The sequence below is a fragment of the Bradyrhizobium sp. CCBAU 51745 genome (assembly GCF_028128715.1).
GTDB classification, from domain to species: Bacteria; Pseudomonadota; Alphaproteobacteria; order Rhizobiales; family Xanthobacteraceae; genus Bradyrhizobium; species Bradyrhizobium manausense.
Genome location: NZ_LBJP01000091.1, coordinates 64,799 through 81,404, shown reverse-complemented (window position 1 = coordinate 81,404; position 16,606 = coordinate 64,799). Strand labels below are relative to the sequence as shown.

At 63.8% G+C, this 16,606-nt stretch carries 15 protein-coding genes; 9 read left to right on the top strand and 6 right to left on the bottom strand.

The window, feature by feature from the left end; translation table 11 throughout:
- Nucleotides 1-10: 10 nt before the first annotated feature.
- Nucleotides 11-1,240 carry a carboxylate-amine ligase gene (locus XH98_RS33240; RefSeq protein ID WP_271621098.1) on the top strand — a complete coding sequence of 410 codons (1,230 nt, stop codon included), beginning with the start codon at nt 11-13 and terminating at the stop codon, nt 1,238-1,240.
- Between the two features lie 13 nt (nt 1,241-1,253).
- Here XH98_RS33240 and XH98_RS33235 read toward each other — a convergent pair whose 3' ends face one another.
- Nucleotides 1,254-1,559 carry a hypothetical protein gene (locus XH98_RS33235; protein WP_271603254.1) on the bottom strand — a complete coding sequence of 102 codons (306 nt, stop codon included), beginning with the start codon at nt 1,557-1,559 and terminating at the stop codon, nt 1,254-1,256.
- 352 nt (nt 1,560-1,911) lie between these two features.
- On the opposite strand from XH98_RS33235, the gene XH98_RS33230 reads away from it, so the two are divergent.
- Nucleotides 1,912-3,051, top strand: a complete 1,140-nt coding sequence (locus XH98_RS33230; protein WP_271603255.1) for a hypothetical protein — start codon at nt 1,912-1,914, stop codon at nt 3,049-3,051.
- Nucleotides 3,052-3,215: 164 nt separating this feature from the next.
- On the opposite strand, the gene gor is transcribed toward XH98_RS33230, so the two are convergent.
- The 3 genes from gor to rpiA form a co-directional block, all read right to left on the bottom strand.
- Nucleotides 3,216-4,604, bottom strand: a complete 1,389-nt coding sequence (gene gor, locus XH98_RS33225; RefSeq protein WP_271621097.1) for a glutathione-disulfide reductase — start codon at nt 4,602-4,604, stop codon at nt 3,216-3,218.
- 128 nt (nt 4,605-4,732) lie between these two features.
- Complete coding sequence (locus tag XH98_RS33220; protein ID WP_271603257.1) at nt 4,733-5,248, bottom strand: DUF2059 domain-containing protein; 516 nt, start codon at nt 5,246-5,248, stop codon at nt 4,733-4,735.
- A 21-nt stretch (nt 5,249-5,269) separates the two neighbouring features.
- Nucleotides 5,270-5,968 (bottom strand): ribose-5-phosphate isomerase RpiA, encoded by a 699-nt coding sequence (gene rpiA / locus XH98_RS33215; protein WP_271603258.1) that lies wholly within the window; start codon nt 5,966-5,968, stop codon nt 5,270-5,272.
- A gap of 163 nt (nt 5,969-6,131) precedes the next feature.
- On the opposite strand from rpiA, the gene XH98_RS33210 reads away from it, so the two are divergent.
- The 6 genes from XH98_RS33210 to XH98_RS33185 all read left to right on the top strand — a co-directional run bounded on the left by XH98_RS33210 (nt 6,132) and on the right by XH98_RS33185 (nt 12,685).
- Nucleotides 6,132-6,821: an HAD-IA family hydrolase gene (locus XH98_RS33210; RefSeq protein WP_271621096.1), complete on the top strand. Its 690-nt coding sequence runs from the start codon at nt 6,132-6,134 to the stop codon at nt 6,819-6,821.
- A gap of 158 nt (nt 6,822-6,979) precedes the next feature.
- Nucleotides 6,980-7,450: a hypothetical protein gene (locus tag XH98_RS33205; protein ID WP_271621095.1), complete on the top strand. Its 471-nt coding sequence runs from the start codon at nt 6,980-6,982 to the stop codon at nt 7,448-7,450.
- Nucleotides 7,451-7,572: 122 nt separating this feature from the next.
- Nucleotides 7,573-8,607, top strand: coding sequence for a GTP 3',8-cyclase MoaA (gene moaA, locus XH98_RS33200; protein ID WP_271621094.1), 1,035 nt, complete (start codon nt 7,573-7,575; stop codon nt 8,605-8,607).
- Between the two features lie 312 nt (nt 8,608-8,919).
- Complete coding sequence (locus XH98_RS33195) at nt 8,920-9,459, top strand: TRAP transporter small permease subunit (protein ID WP_057758465.1); 540 nt, start codon at nt 8,920-8,922, stop codon at nt 9,457-9,459.
- A complete protein-coding gene (locus XH98_RS33190) occupies nt 9,456-11,057 on the top strand; it encodes a TRAP transporter large permease (RefSeq protein WP_271621093.1) in 1,602 nt (533 codons plus the stop codon). Before XH98_RS33195 ends, XH98_RS33190 begins: the two co-directional genes overlap by 4 nt.
- Nucleotides 11,058-11,395: 338 nt before the next feature.
- Complete coding sequence (locus tag XH98_RS33185) at nt 11,396-12,685, top strand: M20/M25/M40 family metallo-hydrolase (protein ID WP_271621092.1); 1,290 nt, start codon at nt 11,396-11,398, stop codon at nt 12,683-12,685.
- 175 nt (nt 12,686-12,860) lie between these two features.
- Here the strand turns inward: XH98_RS33185 and XH98_RS33180 are convergent, their stop codons facing one another.
- Both XH98_RS33180 and XH98_RS33175 read right to left on the bottom strand, forming a co-directional pair.
- A complete protein-coding gene (locus XH98_RS33180; RefSeq protein ID WP_442868667.1) occupies nt 12,861-14,228 on the bottom strand; it encodes a sensor histidine kinase in 1,368 nt (455 codons plus the stop codon).
- Between the two features lie 22 nt (nt 14,229-14,250).
- Entirely contained in the window at nt 14,251-14,925 is a 675-nt protein-coding gene (locus XH98_RS33175) for a response regulator transcription factor (RefSeq protein ID WP_271603264.1), read from the bottom strand.
- Between the two features lie 298 nt (nt 14,926-15,223).
- On the opposite strand from XH98_RS33175, the gene XH98_RS33170 reads away from it, so the two are divergent.
- Entirely contained in the window at nt 15,224-16,597 is a 1,374-nt protein-coding gene (locus XH98_RS33170) for an epoxide hydrolase family protein (protein WP_442868665.1), read from the top strand.
- Nucleotides 16,598-16,606 lie beyond the last annotated feature (9 nt).

The following is a 16,606-nucleotide window of genomic DNA, read 5'->3' as shown; positions in this document are numbered from 1 at the left end:
GGTGGCACGGATGACAATTGCTTCGGATGTGTTGAAATTGCTGCGCCTCGATTCCTCCGACGACAAGCAGCATCTCGTCATTCGCTCCGCTGGCGGGCGTGGCAAGGCGGCCGACTATTCCTTCGGCATCGAGGAGGAGTATTTCCTCGCCGATCGTCGCACCCTCGAGGTCGCGATCCGGACTCCGAACGAGCTGTTCGAATCGGCGAACTGGTCGACCGGCGGCCAGGCCATGCGCGAGATGCTGCAATCCCAGCTCGAGGTCGCCACCAATGTTCACGTCGACGTCAATGACGCGCGGGAAGAGCTGAGATTCCTGCGCCGCGAGGTCGCCAACGTTGCCGCACAATATGGCTTTGCCATCATGGCCTGCGGCACGCACCCCACGGCGGTCTGGCGCATGTCGCAGCCGAGCCCGAAGCCGCGCTATGCGGAGATGATCGAGGATCTGCGCAGCATCGGCCATCGCAACCTGATGTGCGGCATGCATGTCCATGTTCAACTGCCGGATCCCGAGAAGCGGATGGCGGTGATGCGGGCAATGCTGCCGCATCTGCCGCTGTTCATCGCGCTCGCGGCGTCCTCGCCGTTCTGGAATTCGCACAAGACGGGACTGAAGGGCTACCGGCTGGCGGCCTATTCCGAGCTGCCGCGCACCGGCCTGCCCGAGTTGTTCGAGAGCAAGCGCGACTACGACGACTATGTCGGCGCATTGCAGCGCTCCGGCGTGATTCCCGACGAGAGCCACATCTGGTGGGCGATGCGACCATCGATGAAGCATCCGACACTGGAGCTTCGCGCGCCCGACACCTGCACCTTCGTCGACGACGCCGTCGCCATCGCTTCGCTGTATCGCTGCCTGACGCGGCATCTCTATCTGCGGCCGCATCTGTCGAAGCAGGTCACCGCGGTCGAACGCGCCATTGCGGTCGAGAACAAATGGCGCGCCCAGCGCTACGGCACGGATTGCATCTTTGCATCAAGGGAGGGTCCGGTGACGATCTCGGAGATGCTGTCGCGACTCATCGACGACACCTCCGAGGATGCGGATGCCCTGGGATGCTCCGCCGAAATCGCGCACTGCCGCACCATTGTGGACCGCGGCAGCTCCGCTGAATTTCAGCTTCGCGCCTATCGCGAAGGCGGCGACGATATCGCAGCCGTGTCACGATGGATCGCGACATCGACGATCTCAGGAACGAGCGCGCCGATCGGGCGTAGTGCTCAAGCGCCGTCATAGCGCGCCATTCGCCTTAAGCCCGCGCCACCAGGCGTGGGAACACCGACTCGACAGTCGGCGCCTGTGCAGCAGCCAGCTTTCGCGCCGACCTGCGCCGCGGAATGAAGAAGCTGCTCACGACGATCGGATCGAAATCGCCGAGCGCGGTCCGCTCCTTCACCAGCAGGCTCATGACCGAGCGCATCTTGATGACCTCCTGCGCCACGAAGCTGCAGTCCTCATCGCGGTTGATCTGCTCGTGCATGATCGCCTCAGCCTCGCGCATGCTGACGCGAAGCGCCCTGATGGTTCTGCGGATGTCATTGATGCGGTTGTCCATGGCTGCCTCCCTCTCGGTCAAAGCATAAGAACAAAACATGAACAAGATGTCAATCACCGCCGCGACCAGTTGCGGTGTCCCGCGCGATCCGCCGACGGCGCCACTGCACGTGCACTGAGATGCTTGCCGACAAATTAGACAAGTCATCCGCTATCCGGAAATCGCAGGGCTCGTGAGGAGTGCCCTGCGTTCGACCTCAGCGGCCGATCTAACCTCCCGTGCAGCCACCGGATTTCTTCCTGAACGGCTCACCGCACGCCGGCACCAGGCGTGCTTGCTGCTTCGCAAATCAACTGGCCCAAAATTCGCAATGACATTGCGAGCTTGGCAATGGCGCAGAGCGGAGAACGTCATGAACGTGCATGCTGCGGGCGATCTCAAGACATCAGGCCTCACCCATCCGAACGGCGCGCCGCTCCGCCTCAACACGCAAGACTTCGTTGCGATCGATCGCGACAAGAACGCCAAGTTCGAAGCGACCTATCGGCCGCAAGCGCTCTACAACAGAGCCAACGAAGGCTTTCACGCCAACAACGAGACCTTCCTGCTCCACGAGGTCGCGACCAATTTGCCGATCTACCGCCCCGACACCGGCCCCACCGACTTCCATCTGCATCTGCCGCCCGGCGGCTTTCAGCTCGTGCTGGTGACCTCGGGCGCATTCACCTTCGATTACGACGGGCGCTGGTACAATGTCGGCCCCGGCGCGGTGATGCTGCAAAGCGCCATCGTGCATCGCCAGCTGTTCTATACCTGGTCAGGCCTTTCGACCGAAGAGAACTTGAAAACGCCGCAGACCGTGGTGCCCGATCCGATCTCGATGGGCTATTCCGGCAAATTCCTCGAGGCCTTCATCACCGATCCCACCACCTTCCCGAATCCGACCATCGTCGGACCGGACCAGATCAACGAAGACGAAACGCCGCGCGTGGCCTGGAGCCACCCGCTGCATGATCGTCCCGCCGATGCCGGCTTCTGGCTGCAGGATCCCCTGGCACTGGATGCGCTCTACAAGCCGCTCACCGAAGGTCCGGTCAAATCGGCCCTGCAGGTTTATGTGCGCGACATCGGCATCGAGATTCCGAGCGGCCATCTCGTCACCGGCCACGTCATCGCCACCGACCCGCGTGGGCACGCCCTGTTGCCGAAGAGCACGTCGGCCGCCGCGGATGCAACGTGCTTTGCCAAGGGTGAGGTCGCGATCTATCGCGTCATTCGCGGCACCGCCGAGTTCAAGAGGAAGTCTGGCGAGAGCTTTGAACTCTCTGCTGGCGATGTTGTGACGGCGGGCAAGGACTCGATCAGCCTCGTCGGCCTTGGCGAAAACACCCAGGTGCTGCGGCTCGGCCTGCTCAAGGGCATCAACGATCTTCGCAGCTGGACACCGACGCAGCGCGACGAGATCGACGGTCTCGCCGGCCAGATCATCACGCACAAGGACATTCGACCGCTGCGCACCGAAGGCAAGCCGGTCGGATATTTATACGGCTGAGCGCATTTGGTAAGTCAGTTTGCGTTTCTCCCGTAGGGAGAGGGTCGGATCGCATCAAAGATGCGATCCGGGTGAGGGGTTACAGTCTCACGGAGCGCTGCGGCCCCTCACCCGGATTGCTCCGCAATCCGACCTCTCCCCGCTGGGGAGAGGTGAACCAAGCCCTACTCCGCCGCCTGGCGCACGTGGCGCGCGGTCGGGGTGCGCATGGTCACGAGCTCCTCGGCCGCGGTCGGATGCAGTGCGATGGTCGCATCGAAATCGGCTTTCGTCGCCTTCATCTTCACCGCGATCGCGACGGCTTGCGTCACCTCGGCGGCGCCATCGCCGACGATGTGACAGCCGAGCACGCGATCGGTCGAACCGTCGACCACGAGCTTCATCAGCACGCGGGTGTCGCGGCCCGACATCGTCGCCTTGATCGGGCGGAACGTCGTCTTGTAGATGTCGACGTGGCTGAACTGCGCGCGCGCCTCGGTTTCGGTCAGGCCGACCGTGCCGACCTCCGGCTGCGAGAACACCGCCGTCGGGATGTTGGAATGATCGACCTGCACCTCGCGCTTGCCGAACACGGTGTCGGCGAAGGCATGGCCCTCGCGGATCGCGACCGGCGTCAGGTTGAAGCGATGGGTGACGTCGCCGATCGCATAGATGCTGTCGACCGAGCTCTTGGAGAAATGATCGACTGCGATGCCGCCGTTGTTCGGATTGATGGCGACACCGGCGTTCTCGAGGCCAAGATTGGCGACGTTGGGATGGCGGCCGATCGCGAACATGACCTGGTCGGAAGCGATGCTCGAGCCGTTCGACAGATGCGTGGTGAATTCCTCGCCGTGACGATCGACCTTCGTCACCGTGCAGCCGGTGAGAATGGTGATGCCCTGCTTTTCCATTTCGCTGCGGACATGGGCACGCACGTCTTCGTCGAAGCCACGCAGAATGTTGTCGCCGCGATAGATCACGGTGACGTCGGAGCCGAAGCCGGCAAAGATGCCGGCGAATTCCAGCGCGATGTAGCCGCCGCCCTGGATCACGATCCGCTTCGGCAGCTTCTTCAGATGAAACGCCTCGTTGGACGAGATCACATGCTCGATGCCGGGGATCGCGACGCCATGATTGGGCGCACCGCCGGTGGCGATCAGAATATATTTCGCAGTGATCTTCTTGTCGTCCGCGAGCAGGCGGACGGTGTGCTTGTCCTCGATGACAGCACGGCTTTTGACCACTTGCGCGCCCGACTTCTCGACATTGGTCGTGTAGGCCGCCTCCAGCCGCGCGATCTCCTTGTCCTTGTTGGCGATCAAGGTCGGCCAGTCGAAGCTCGCGGGCGGAACGGTCCAGCCGAAACCGGCGGCATCCTCGAGCTCGTGACGAAAGTGCGAGCCGATCACGAATAGCTTCTTCGGCACGCAGCCGCGGATCACGCAGGTGCCGCCCATACGGTACTCTTCCGCGATCATCACGCAAGCGCCGTACCCGGCCGCGATGCGGGCGGCACGCACGCCGCCCGAACCGCCACCAATGACAAAGAGGTCGACGTCGAATTCAGCCATTGTCCACTCCGACCCCTTTCAGAGCATGATCCGGAAAAGTGTGAAGCGGTTTTCCGAAAAGATCATGCTCAAACGACAACCTTAAGCGCGATGCCGCGCTTTAGGGATTTCCGATCAGATAGGTACGGTCAGATATCCTTGCCACGCTTCTTCATCTCGGCCCGGAAGGCGCTGGCGACGACTTCCGAGAAGTGCTGCGCCCACTCGTTCATGACCTGCATGCTGAGGTTGATGGCCTTGGGTTCGGCGGTGAGCAGCTTCTGGCCGAGCGGCGACCTGTAGAAGGTGACGAGATCCTTGAGCTCCTGCTCGGTGAACATGCCGGCATAGACCCCCACCATGCCGTCGCCGATCTCCTGCTCGCGGCCGGCCAGCTGCTTGGCGATAACAGGGGCGAGCTCGTTGAGGTCCTTCTGGTAGTTGAGGTTCTGCCCGATCAGCGTGGCCTTGACCTTCTCGACCATGCCGGGCACCGCGCCGGCGTACATCGCGCTGGCATTCTTCAGCGTCAAAATCTCCTTTGCCGCGGCAATGGCGGCCGGAGTCAATGGGGCCGGCTGCTGTTGCGCGGTCGCGGGTACGGCCCCCAGCGCCAGCGCGAAGGCGAGGCACGCGGCGGGCACGATCTTCAAAACGCTCTTCATTCCTAGTCTCCTTTTGGCGGCTTATCGCCGTTCAATCACGCGGATTCCGTCGCCACCCGCCAAAACAGCCGAGCTGGCCAAGCCGATGAACAACCCATGCTCGACCACGCCGGGGATCGCGCTCAGCGCCTTGGCGAGGCTCGCCGGATCGGCAATACGCCCGAGCTGGGCATCGACGATCCAGTGGCCGCCATCGGTGACGAAAACGTGGCCATCTTTGGCCTTGCGGACCGCCATTTGCCCGGAAACGCCGCATTGCGCAAATGCCTTCTCGATGGCGCGGCGGGTCGCCCCGAGGCCAAACGGGATCACCTCGACCGGCAGCGGAAAGCGCCCGAGCGTCGGCACCCATTTGGTGTCATCGGCAATGACGATCATGCGATCCGAAGCGGCCGCCACGATCTTCTCGCGCAGCAATGCCCCACCGCCGCCCTTGATCAGATTAAGCTGCGGATCGATCTCGTCGGCGCCGTCGACGGTGAGGTCGAGGTGGTCGATCTCGTCGAGCGTGGTCAACGGCACGCCACAGCGCTCCGCATCCGCGCGGGTCGCTTCCGAGGTCGGCACACCGATCACATTGAGCCCGGCGGCAACGCGCTCTCCCAGCAGCTCGACGAAATGCTTGGCCGTCGAGCCGGTCCCGAGCCCGAGCTGCATCCCGTCACGCACCTCGTCCAGCGCGCGCGCCGCGGCCTGCCGCTTCAACTGGTCCATATTCACGTCTGCGCCCGCCTCTCGAAATCAGGTGTGCCGCCGATAGCCGCTTGCGGCGGCCTATGTAGCCTCGTTTTTCCCCCGAGAACAGGGCCCGGAACAGGCCCATAAGCTGATCTTACGGCCCTGCCCCTTGCGTCGGCCCGGGCGGACCGATAGCGCTTTTTGCATGACCTCCAAAGACAACATCGGCCCCTACACCCTCGTGTTCGATCTCGACGGCACGCTTGTGGATACGGCGCCAGACCTGATCACCGCCCTGAACTACGTGCTCGACCGTGAAGGCCTGCCGCCGGTGCCGATGGCCTCGGCCCGGAATATGATCGGCGCCGGCGCCCGCAAGCTGATCGAGCGGGGCCTGGAGGCCGAAGGGCGGACGGTCACGCCTGGCGACATGGACCGCATGACGGCCGATTTCATCGCCTATTACGCCGACCATATTGCGATCGAATCCCGCCCCTTCGAGGGGTTGCTTGACGCGCTCGACCTGTTCGCCGCGCAGGGCCATCGGCTTGCGGTCTGCACCAACAAGCTGGAATGGCTGTCGAAGCGGCTTTTGGACCAGCTCGATCTGAGCCGCCGCTTCGCGGCGATCTGCGGGGCGGATACGTTCGGCGTCCAGAAGCCGGATCCGACCATTTTTCGCCAGACCGTGGCGCGGGCGGGCGGTGAGATCAAAGCCAGTATCATGGTGGGGGATGCCGGAACCGACGTCGGCGTGGCCCGGCGCGCCGGCGTGCCCGTCATCGGGGTCAGCTTCGGCTATACGGACGTGCCCATCGCCGAGCTGAAGCCGGACCGGCTGATCCATCACATGCGCGACCTGCCGGCTGCCGCCCGCAGCCTGATGACCGCCTAGCCGTCCGGCAAGCTCCTGAGATAGCTCGATTATCCCAGCGGAACCCGCGTTAACCATCTATTAACTATGCATTGTCCGCCGGTTGCTTGCCCGGAACGACGCCCCTAAGGTCCGCGCGGGGTTATGTGGCGGTTCGTCGCAGTAGAAGTGGATGGGTCATGCGTCGTGTCATCGCGATTGCGTTAGCGGGAGCGAGCCTCGGTGGCTGCTCCTCGATGTCTTGGGACATGTTCAAATCGGCGCCGCCGACCCTTCAGGTCCGGCTCGAATCAAATCCCCCCGGGGCCGATGCGACGACCTCGCTGGGTGGAGGCTGCAAGACCCCCTGCTCCGTCTCGATTCCTGCCCCTGAGGCGCCGTTCACGGTCACCTACGCGCTGCCCAAATATCAGCCGACCACCGTGCCGGTGAACGTAATCAAGACTCCCGGCGATCTCACCACCTCTGCGACTGTGGCCACCGACCCGAATCCGGTCTTCGGGGAACTTCAGCCTGCAGTGCCGCTGAAGCCCGTGAAGAAGAAGCCGCACCGGCCGAAGACGCCGAAACCGGTCGCAGCCGCGCCCGCCGATGCTGCAGCGCCCGCAGCCGCCACGGCGTTCCCCGATCCGAACGCCGGCAAGCGCTGATCTTCCGTGCACTGCACGATTGTCCTTGTGGCATACCATGCTTAGATTGGCCGCTGAGCATCGCTTGAAGCAGCGGTGCGCCCGTCGCCGTCAGTGACAAGGCATTTGGCAAGGCATTTGGTATGAACGGATCCACTGCGAGTCCCCTCGCCGCGCTGTCGAGCCCGATGACCGATCCGTTCGGTCGCACCATTTCCTATCTGCGCGTCTCCGTCACCGATCGCTGCGATTTGCGCTGCTTCTATTGCATGTCGGAAGACATGACGTTCCTGCCCAAGGCGGACCTCCTAACGCTCGAGGAACTCGACCGGCTCTGTTCCGCCTTCATCGCCAAGGGCGTGAAAAAGCTGCGGCTCACCGGCGGCGAACCGCTGGTCCGGCGCAACGTGATGTCGCTGGTGCGCTCGCTGTCGCGGCACCTTGAGAGCGGCGCGCTGGGCGAGCTCACGCTGACCACCAACGGCACGCAACTGGCAAAATATGCGCAGGAGCTTGCCGATTGCGGCGTCCGCCGCATCAACGTCTCGCTCGATACGCTCGATCCCCGGAAATTTCGCGAGATCACGCGCTGGGGCGAGATCGACAAGGTGCTGGAAGGCATCGAGGCCGCGCGCGCTGCGGGCCTTGCCGTGAAGATCAACGCAGTGGCGCTGAAGAACCTCAACGAGGACGAGCTCCCCGACCTGATGCGCTGGGCCCATGGCAAGGGTATGGGCCTGACCCTGATCGAGGTGATGCCGATGGGCGAGATCGGCGCGGGCCGCATCGACCAATATCTGCCGCTCTCGCTGGTGCGCGCGCGGCTTGCCCAGCAATTCACGCTGACGGATCTGGCCGAGAGCACCGGCGGGCCGGCCCGCTATGTCAGCGTCGCCGAGACCGGCGGCAAGCTCGGCTTCATCACGCCGATGACCCACAATTTCTGTGAATCCTGCAACCGGGTGCGCATCACCTGCACCGGCACGCTGCACACCTGCCTCGGCCACGAGGATGCCTCGGACTTGCGCAAGCCGTTGCGCGCCTCCAGCGACGACATCCTGCTTGCGGATGCGATCGACCGCGCCATCGGGCTGAAGCCCAAGGGCCACGATTTCATTATCGACCGCCGCCACGACCGCCCCAGCGTCTCCAGGCATATGAGCGTCACCGGCGGCTGAGAATTCGCCGCCGGCGCGGTTGCCTTAAGCTTTTGCGATCTTAAGCTTTTGACCCGCCGTCAATTTGCCCATTTTCCGATTGACGGCGCACAAGCCCGCTGATTTGGTGCGACCGCCTTTGCTTGCCCGGCAGCCATAAGCCGGCCCGCCCCTTTGGCGGTCGCGGTCAAGACAGCAAGGCGCGAGGGGAGGACTGACGCCGCAATCGCTTTCGGTCTGCGATCCGTGCGGTCGCGTGCTTTTGCACGCCGGCCGGGCGTTGCGTGCTGAAGCCTCCCGTGAAGTGTTAGGCCGCGACGGAGAGAAGGTAAAATGCGTCCATTGCTGGCGATGAGTAACGCCATCGACGCCCTCAATGAGAAGATTGGGTACGTCTGTAACCTGCTCGTGCTCTTCGCATGCCTGGTCAGCGCGGCCAATGCCATGATCCGCTACGCGTTCAGCTACTCGTCCAACGGCTGGCTGGAGCTGCAATGGTACATGTTCGCGATCCTGGTGATGTTCGGCGCGTCCTACACCTTCAAGCGCAACGAGCATGTGCGGGTCGAGATCCTCTATCTGATGCTGTCCGAGCGCGGCCAGCTCTGGCTCGACCTGATCGGCACGCTGTTCTTCCTGATCCCTTCCTGCCTCCTGCTCGCCTATCTGTCCTGGCCGTTCTTCATGCAGGCTTATGACGTCGGCGAGATGTCGGGCAATGCCGGCGGCCTGGTCCGCTGGCCCATCAAGTTCGTGATCCCCGCCGGCTTCGTGATGCTGGCGCTGCAGGGTGTTTCCGAAGTCATCAAGCGTATCGCGGCTCTCCAGGGCTATGTGACGATCGACGCCAAGTACGAGAGGCCGACCCAATGATTACGCTGGAGATGATGCCGCCGTTGATGTTCGGCGGCCTGGTTCTGGCGATGCTGCTTGGCTTCCCCGTCGCGTTCACGCTTGCCGCGGTCGGCCTCTCCTTCGGCTTCCTCGCCATCCATCTCGGATTCTTCGACCTCAACTTCCTGCAGGCGATCCCGGGCCGCGTGTTCGGCAGCGTGCTCTCCAACGAGCTGCTGCTCGCGATCCCGTTTTTCACCTTCATGGGCGCCATATTGGAGAGATGCGGCCTCGCCGAGGACATGCTGGACTCGATGGGCCAGCTGTTCGGCCCTATCAGAGGCGGCCTCGGCTACTCCGTCATCATCGTCGGCTTCATCCTCGGCGCCATCACCGGCACGGTGGCGGCGCAGGTCATCGCCATGGCGCTGATCTCGATGCCGGTGATGATCCGCTACGGCTACAACATGCGCTACATCACCGGCGTGCTGGCGGCCTCCGGCACCATCACGCAGCTGGTGCCGCCCTCGCTGGTGCTGATCGTGCTCGCCGACCAGCTCGGCAAGTCGGTCGGCGACATGTATCTCGGCGCCTGGGGCCCCTCGGTGTTCCAGATCCTGCTGTTCGCCGGCTACACCTTCATCCTCGGCCTGATCAAGCCCGAGCACGTGCCGCCGGTGCCGAAGGAAGCGCGCACGCTGACCGGCTGGGCGCTGTGGAAGAAGTGCCTGATGGGCATCATCCCCTCGGCCGTGCTGATCTTCGTCGTGCTCGGCACCATGATGATGGGCCTTGCGACCCCGACCGAAGCCGGCGCCATGGGCGCGGTCGGTGCCATCGTGCTCGCCGCGATCCACCACAAGGATTTCACCTCGACCGACCGCAAGGTGCTGATCATAGGCGTGGTTGCTGCCGGCATCGGCACCATCGTCGCGATGTTGTTCACCGAGAACGTGATCTTCAAGATCGCGTTCGCCATCGCCTATCTCGCGGTCGCCTGGATCTGCATCCAGGCCGCGCGCATCCCCGACCTGCGCGACCTGATCAAGCAGGGCTACGAAACCACCATGCGCATCACCTGCATGGTCACCTTCATCCTGATCGGCTCGACCTGCTTCTCGGTGGTGTTCCTCGGCGTCTCCGGCGGCGTCTGGCTCGAGCACATGCTGACCTCGCTGCCCGGCGGTGTCTGGGGCTTCCTGATCTTCATCAACCTCTTCATCTTCTTCCTGGCGTTCTTCCTCGATTTCTTCGAGATCGCCTTCATCATCCTGCCGATGATCGCGCCGATCGCGCAGAAGATCCTGGGGCCCGTCGTCGGCGACGGACCTGCGCTGATCTGGTTCGGTGTCATGCTCTGCGTCAACATGCAGACCTCGTTCCTGCATCCGCCGTTCGGCTTCGCGCTGTTCTACCTGCGCGGCGTCGCGCCGAAGGAAGTGAAGAGCTCCGACATCTATTGGGGCGCGATGCCCTGGATCGGCCTGCAGTTGATCATGGTGCTGATCGTGATCGCCTTCCCGATCACCGTGACGGGCCTGCTCGACAAGCCCGTCAATGTCGACCTCGACAAGGTCAAGATCGAGGTGCCCCAGATCGACCTGCCGCCGCTGGATTTGGGACCACCGCAGAAGTAGCCTTCTTCCTTCTCCCCTTGTGGGAGAATAGGCGGCCTTCGGCCGCCGTTCTCAAGAACGCCGAAGCGAAGCTTCGGCTGTGGCGCCGGATGAGGGGTTCTCTCCACGGGCGCAGATATCGTAGGGTGGGCAAAGCGAAGCGTGCCCACGCACTGCAAACTTCGGTTAGAGATGGTGGGCACGGCGCAAGTGCGCCTTTGCCCACCCTACGATTCCGGATTCGCGGAGAGAGACCGCTCACCCGTCTCGCCGCTATCTCGGCGACAGGCCGACCCGCGTGACACGTGCGGCAAACACGGGCATACCGGACATTCCTCGAACTCACACGGAATGCCCGTATGCCCCGCTTGTACTCTGCTCCTTCGCTCGCCGGTTCGCTCATCGCCTCGCTCTGGCTCGCCTGCGCCGCAACTATCGCGCACGCCGAACCGATGGCCGACATCCATGCGCTGGCCCAGAAGGAGCGGCAGCCGCTGCTCGATACGCTGCGCGATCTCGTCAACATCGAAACCGGCAGCGGGGATGTCGAGGGCCTCAATGTGATCGCGGGCCGCGTCGCCGACCAGCTCAGGCAGATCGGCGGCGAGGTGGAGATCCTGCAACCCACCGACATCTATCGGCTCGATGACACGCCGGAGAAGATTGGACCTGCCGTGCACGCCACCTTCAAGGGCAGCGGCACCAGGAAGATCATGCTGATCGCCCACATGGACACGGTGTATCTGCGGGGCATGCTGAAGGACCAGCCGTTCCGCATCGACGGCGACAAGGCCTATGGCCTCGGCATCGCCGACGACAAGCAGGGCGTCGCGCTCATTCTCCACACCGTCGCGATGCTGCAGAAACTGAACTTCAGGGATTACGGCACGCTGACGGTGCTCACCAATAGCGACGAGGAGATCTCCTCGCCCGGCTGGCGCAGCACCATCACCAAGTTCGCTTCCGATCAGGACGTCGTGTTCTCGTTCGAAGGCGGCGGCACCGACGGCTCGGTTCGGCTCGCCACCAGCGGCATCGGCTCGGCCTATCTGACGGTGACAGGCAGGTCGTCGCATGCCGGTTCCCGCCCCGAGGGCGGCATCAACGCGCTCTACGAGCTCTCGCACCAGGTGCTGCAGATGAAGGATCTGTCCAAGCCCGAGCAGGGCCTGAAGCTGAACTGGACCGTCGCGAAAGCCGGCACCAACCGCAACGTGATCCCGGCCGAAGCCACCGCGCAGGCCGATGCGCGCGCGCTGAAGGTTTCCGATTTCGACGAGCTGGAGAAGACTCTGCAGCAGAAGATCAAGAATCGCCTGCTGCCGGACTCCAAGGTCGAGCTGAAATTCGAAGTGCGGCGCCCACCGCTCGAGGCCAACGACGCCTCGCGCCGCGTGGCGGCCTACGCCAGGACGATCTATCAAGAGCTCGGACTATCCATGAACGTTGCCGAGAAGGCGACGGGCGGCGGCACCGATGCCGCATTTGCCGCGCTCAAGACCAAGGGCGCCGTGGTCGAAGGCATGGGGCTGTCAGGCTTCGGCGCGCATTCCAATGACGCCGAATATGTGAAGCTCGACACCATCGTGCCGCGCCTCTATCTGACCACGCGGATGATCATGGATCTGTCGACCGGCAAGCTGAAATAGCCGTGCTGTCTTCCTTCTCCCTTTGTGGAAGTAGTGGTTCTCTCCACGAGCGCAGATATCGTAGGGTGGGCAAAGCGAAGCGTGCCCACGTACTGCAAAATCCGGTTAGAGATGGTGGGCACGGCGCAAGTGCGCCTTTGCCCACCCTACAATTCCTGAAAGCAAGGGAAGAGGGCTAAGCCCCCTCCTCCGCCAGCCTGAACCGCAGCGTGAACTCGGCGCCGCCGCCGGGGAGATTGTCCACCGCAACCGTTGCGGCATGATCGTCGGCGACGCCCCGCACGATCGAGAGGCCGAGGCCCGCACCGTCGCTGCGCTGGCGATCCCTGCGCCAGAAGCGCTGGAAGATCAGCTCGCGCTCGGCCTCGGTGACTCCGGGGCCGCAATCGCGCACCCGCACCGAACCGTCGTCGCCGACCTCGACGTCGACCGACGTCTCCTTCGCGGTGAACTTGATGGCGTTTTCGGCGAGGTTGAAGACCGCGCGCTGCAGCATCTCGGAATTGCCGTGGATCAGCACGGGCGCCTCGGCGCCCTTGAGCGCGATGTCCTTGTGCTGCGCAATCGCAAGGGGCGCGATCGCGCCGACCACCTCGGCGCAGACGGCGCGCAAGTCGGCGGTCTCGCCGGGATCGAGCACCAAGGTGTCGAGCTCGGCGATCTCCAGCAGCTGGGCGACGATCCGGCTCATGCCTTCGATGTCGTCATGCAGCGCCTGCCGCACCGCATTGTTACCGAGCGTCTCGACCCGCGTGCGCAGGATCGCGAGCGGCGTGCGCAGCTGATGCGCGGCATCGGCGGTGAACTGGCGCTGCAGGCGAAAGCCGTCCTCGAGGCGATCGAGCGCCTGGTTCACCGCGGTGACGAGCGGCATGATCTCGCGCGGAATCTGCTCCGTCGGAAGACGGACGTCGGTGCGAGCAGGGCCGATATTGCTGGCTTCTTCCGAGGCCTTCCAGAGCGGCGCAATGGCGCGGCGGAAGATGAAGATGTCGATGGCGAGCAGGATCAGAAGAATGGGAATGGTGATCCAGCCGACCCGTCGGAAGAAGTTGGACACGATATCGTCGGTGATGACGTCGCGATGGGACAAATCTTCCCCGACCCTGATGCTAACGGTGGTGCCGTCGATCGTCTGCGTCACTTCGGCACCCGAGATCGTGTCCGACCGCGCATCGCCGGTCTTCTTGTGCGATGAGAACAGCAGGCGGCCGTCGACGTCGCGGATATCGTACTGATAGCGGCCATAGGCTTCCGAATAGAGTCCCCGCAGGCTGTCCGGCAGATTGAACGTCACCTTGCCGTCTGGCTGGACGGAGATGCGCTCGGCAAGGGTCTCGGCCTGGGCCCGCATCGCCGCACGATGCAGCTGGTCGATCTCGGAGTTCAACAGCCAGATCAGGACCAGCGGCAGGAAGATCGCCACCACCGCGACCGCGATGATGTGCAGGAACACGATGCGCGAGATCAGCGATTTGAACGACGGGGCCCGGAGTCTGGATCCGGTCTTGTATCCGGCCCTGTCTCCGGTCCTGGACCCGATCTGGAATCCGCCCCAGGCCACGCTATTTCTCCTCGGCCATCATGTAGCCGACGCCGCGGATCGTGTGGATCACGACCTTGGCGCCGTGTTCAGTGAGCTGCTTGCGCAACCGGGAGACATAGACCTCGACCGCATTGGAGGCGACCTCGCCCTCGAGCCCGAAGATGTGATCCTCGACATTCTTCTTCGGCACCACCCGGCCCTGCCGGCGCAGCAAGATCTCCAGCACGGAGGTCTCGCGCGAGGAGATGATCCGCGGCTTGTCGTCGACGAAGATCTGGCGGCTCTCGGTGTCGTAGACGAGATTGGCAAGCCGCAACGACCGGCCGAGCAATTGCCCCGGACGGCGCAGGATCGCTTCCAGCCGCGCCACCAGCTCCTCCATCGCGAACGGCTTGGCCAGATAGTCGTCCGCGCCGCTGCGCAGGCCGTTGACGCGATCCTGCAAGCCGCCGCGCGCGGTCAGCACCAGCACCGGCAGCGGCTCCATCTGCCGTCGCAGCTCACGCAGCACCATTAGGCCGTCGCCGTCGGGCAGGCCGAGGTCCAGGATCATCGCGGCGTAGGCCACGTTGCGCACCGCCCCACGCGCCTCCTCGGTGCTACCGACGATATCGCTCTCATAGCCGGCAGCTGCCAGCCCGCTGGCAACCAGCCGCGACAGCTCGACATTATCCTCGACGATCAGAAGGCGCATGCAGTAAACTCAAGCTTCCGGCATTTCCGAACCGCGCGCACGCGGCGATTGCCGATCTGTTCCACCATTCAGCGGATTGGGCCAGCGAAAAATGACGCGGTCGGGCTTTCTTCCGGGCGCATCTTTAGCGGCCTGGAACGACGAGACGCCGCCTGAAAGCGCCGACGCAACAAAGGCTAACGACCTCTCACAACTCATAACAGGCGCGTCCCGCGCTTTGGCGGGATGATCCGGACGAAGCGCCAAAGCACATCCCAAAGTACATCCCAAGGCACATCCCAGGCAAAGGAGAGGTTCCATGAGGACGTTCATCAGACCGCAGGCCGCCGCTACGGCGGTGATGTCCAGCAACGAAGCCGTCGACCACGATAGGCGCAAGCTCCTCACCACGGCCACTACCGGCATCATGGCGGCCGGCGTCGCAACCCTGCTTCCGGCCCGCCCGGCACCAGCCGCAACGAAGGACGCGATCCGCCCCTTCAAGATCAATATCACCGACAAGGCGCTCACCGATCTCCGACACCGTCTCGCCATCACCCGCTGGCCCGACAAGGAGACCGTCGACGACGACTCGCAAGGCGTGCCTCAGGCCACGCAACAGGCGCTCATCCGCTATTGGCAGACCGACTACGACTGGCGAAAGGTCGAGGCGCGGCTCAACGCGTTGCCGCAATTTCTGACCGAGATCGACGGCCTCGACATTCATTTCCTGCACATCCGCTCGAAGCATCCGAACGCGCTGCCGATGATCGTGACGCATGGCTGGCCCGGGTCGGTGATCGAGCAGCTCAAGATCATCGATCCCCTGACCAATCCGACCGCGCATGGCGGCGGCGCCGACGACGCCTTTGATCTCGTCATCCCCTCGATGCCCGGCTATGGATTTTCGGGCAAGCCGACCACCACGGGCTGGGATCCGCAGCGCATCGCGCGGGCCTGGGTCGTGCTGATGAAGCGGCTCGGCTACAGCAGGTTCGTCGCGCAGGGCGGCGACTGGGGCTCGCCTGTTACGAACGAGATGGCCAAGCTCGGCGCGCCGGAACTGATCGGCATTCACGTCAACCTGCCCGGCGTCGTGCCGCCGGAGATTTTCAAGGCCGTGGCCTCGGGCGACCCTGCACCGGCCGACCTTACCGACGAGGAGAAGCACGTCTTCGCCCAGCTCAAGATTCAGTTCACGAAGCGGCGCGCCTATGCGCAGATCATGGGCACGCGGCCGCAGACGCTGTCGGGCCTTGCCGATTCCCCTGCCGGCCTTGCCGCCTGGCTGCTCGATCACGGCGACGGCTACGCCCAGCCGGCCGCGGCGATCGCCTCGGCCGTCGCAGGGCGTACCGTCAACGGGCATTCAGCGGGAGCGCTAACGCGCGACGACGTGCTCGACAACATCTCGCTGTACTGGCTGACCAACACCGCGATCTCCTCGGCGCGCCTCTATTGGGAGAACAAGATCAATCTCTATCTGCCGGCCAATGTCACCATCGCGGCCGCCGTGACGGCGTTCCCCGGCGAGAGCTTTGTGGCGCCGAAGAGCTGGGCCGAGCGGGCCTATCACAAGCTGATCTACTTCCATCAGGCCGAGGCCGGCGGGCACTTTGCGGCATGGGAGCAGCCCGCGATTTTCAGCCGCGAGATTCGCGACGCCTTCCGGCCGCTGCGCAGTTCAACCTGACCGCCACGA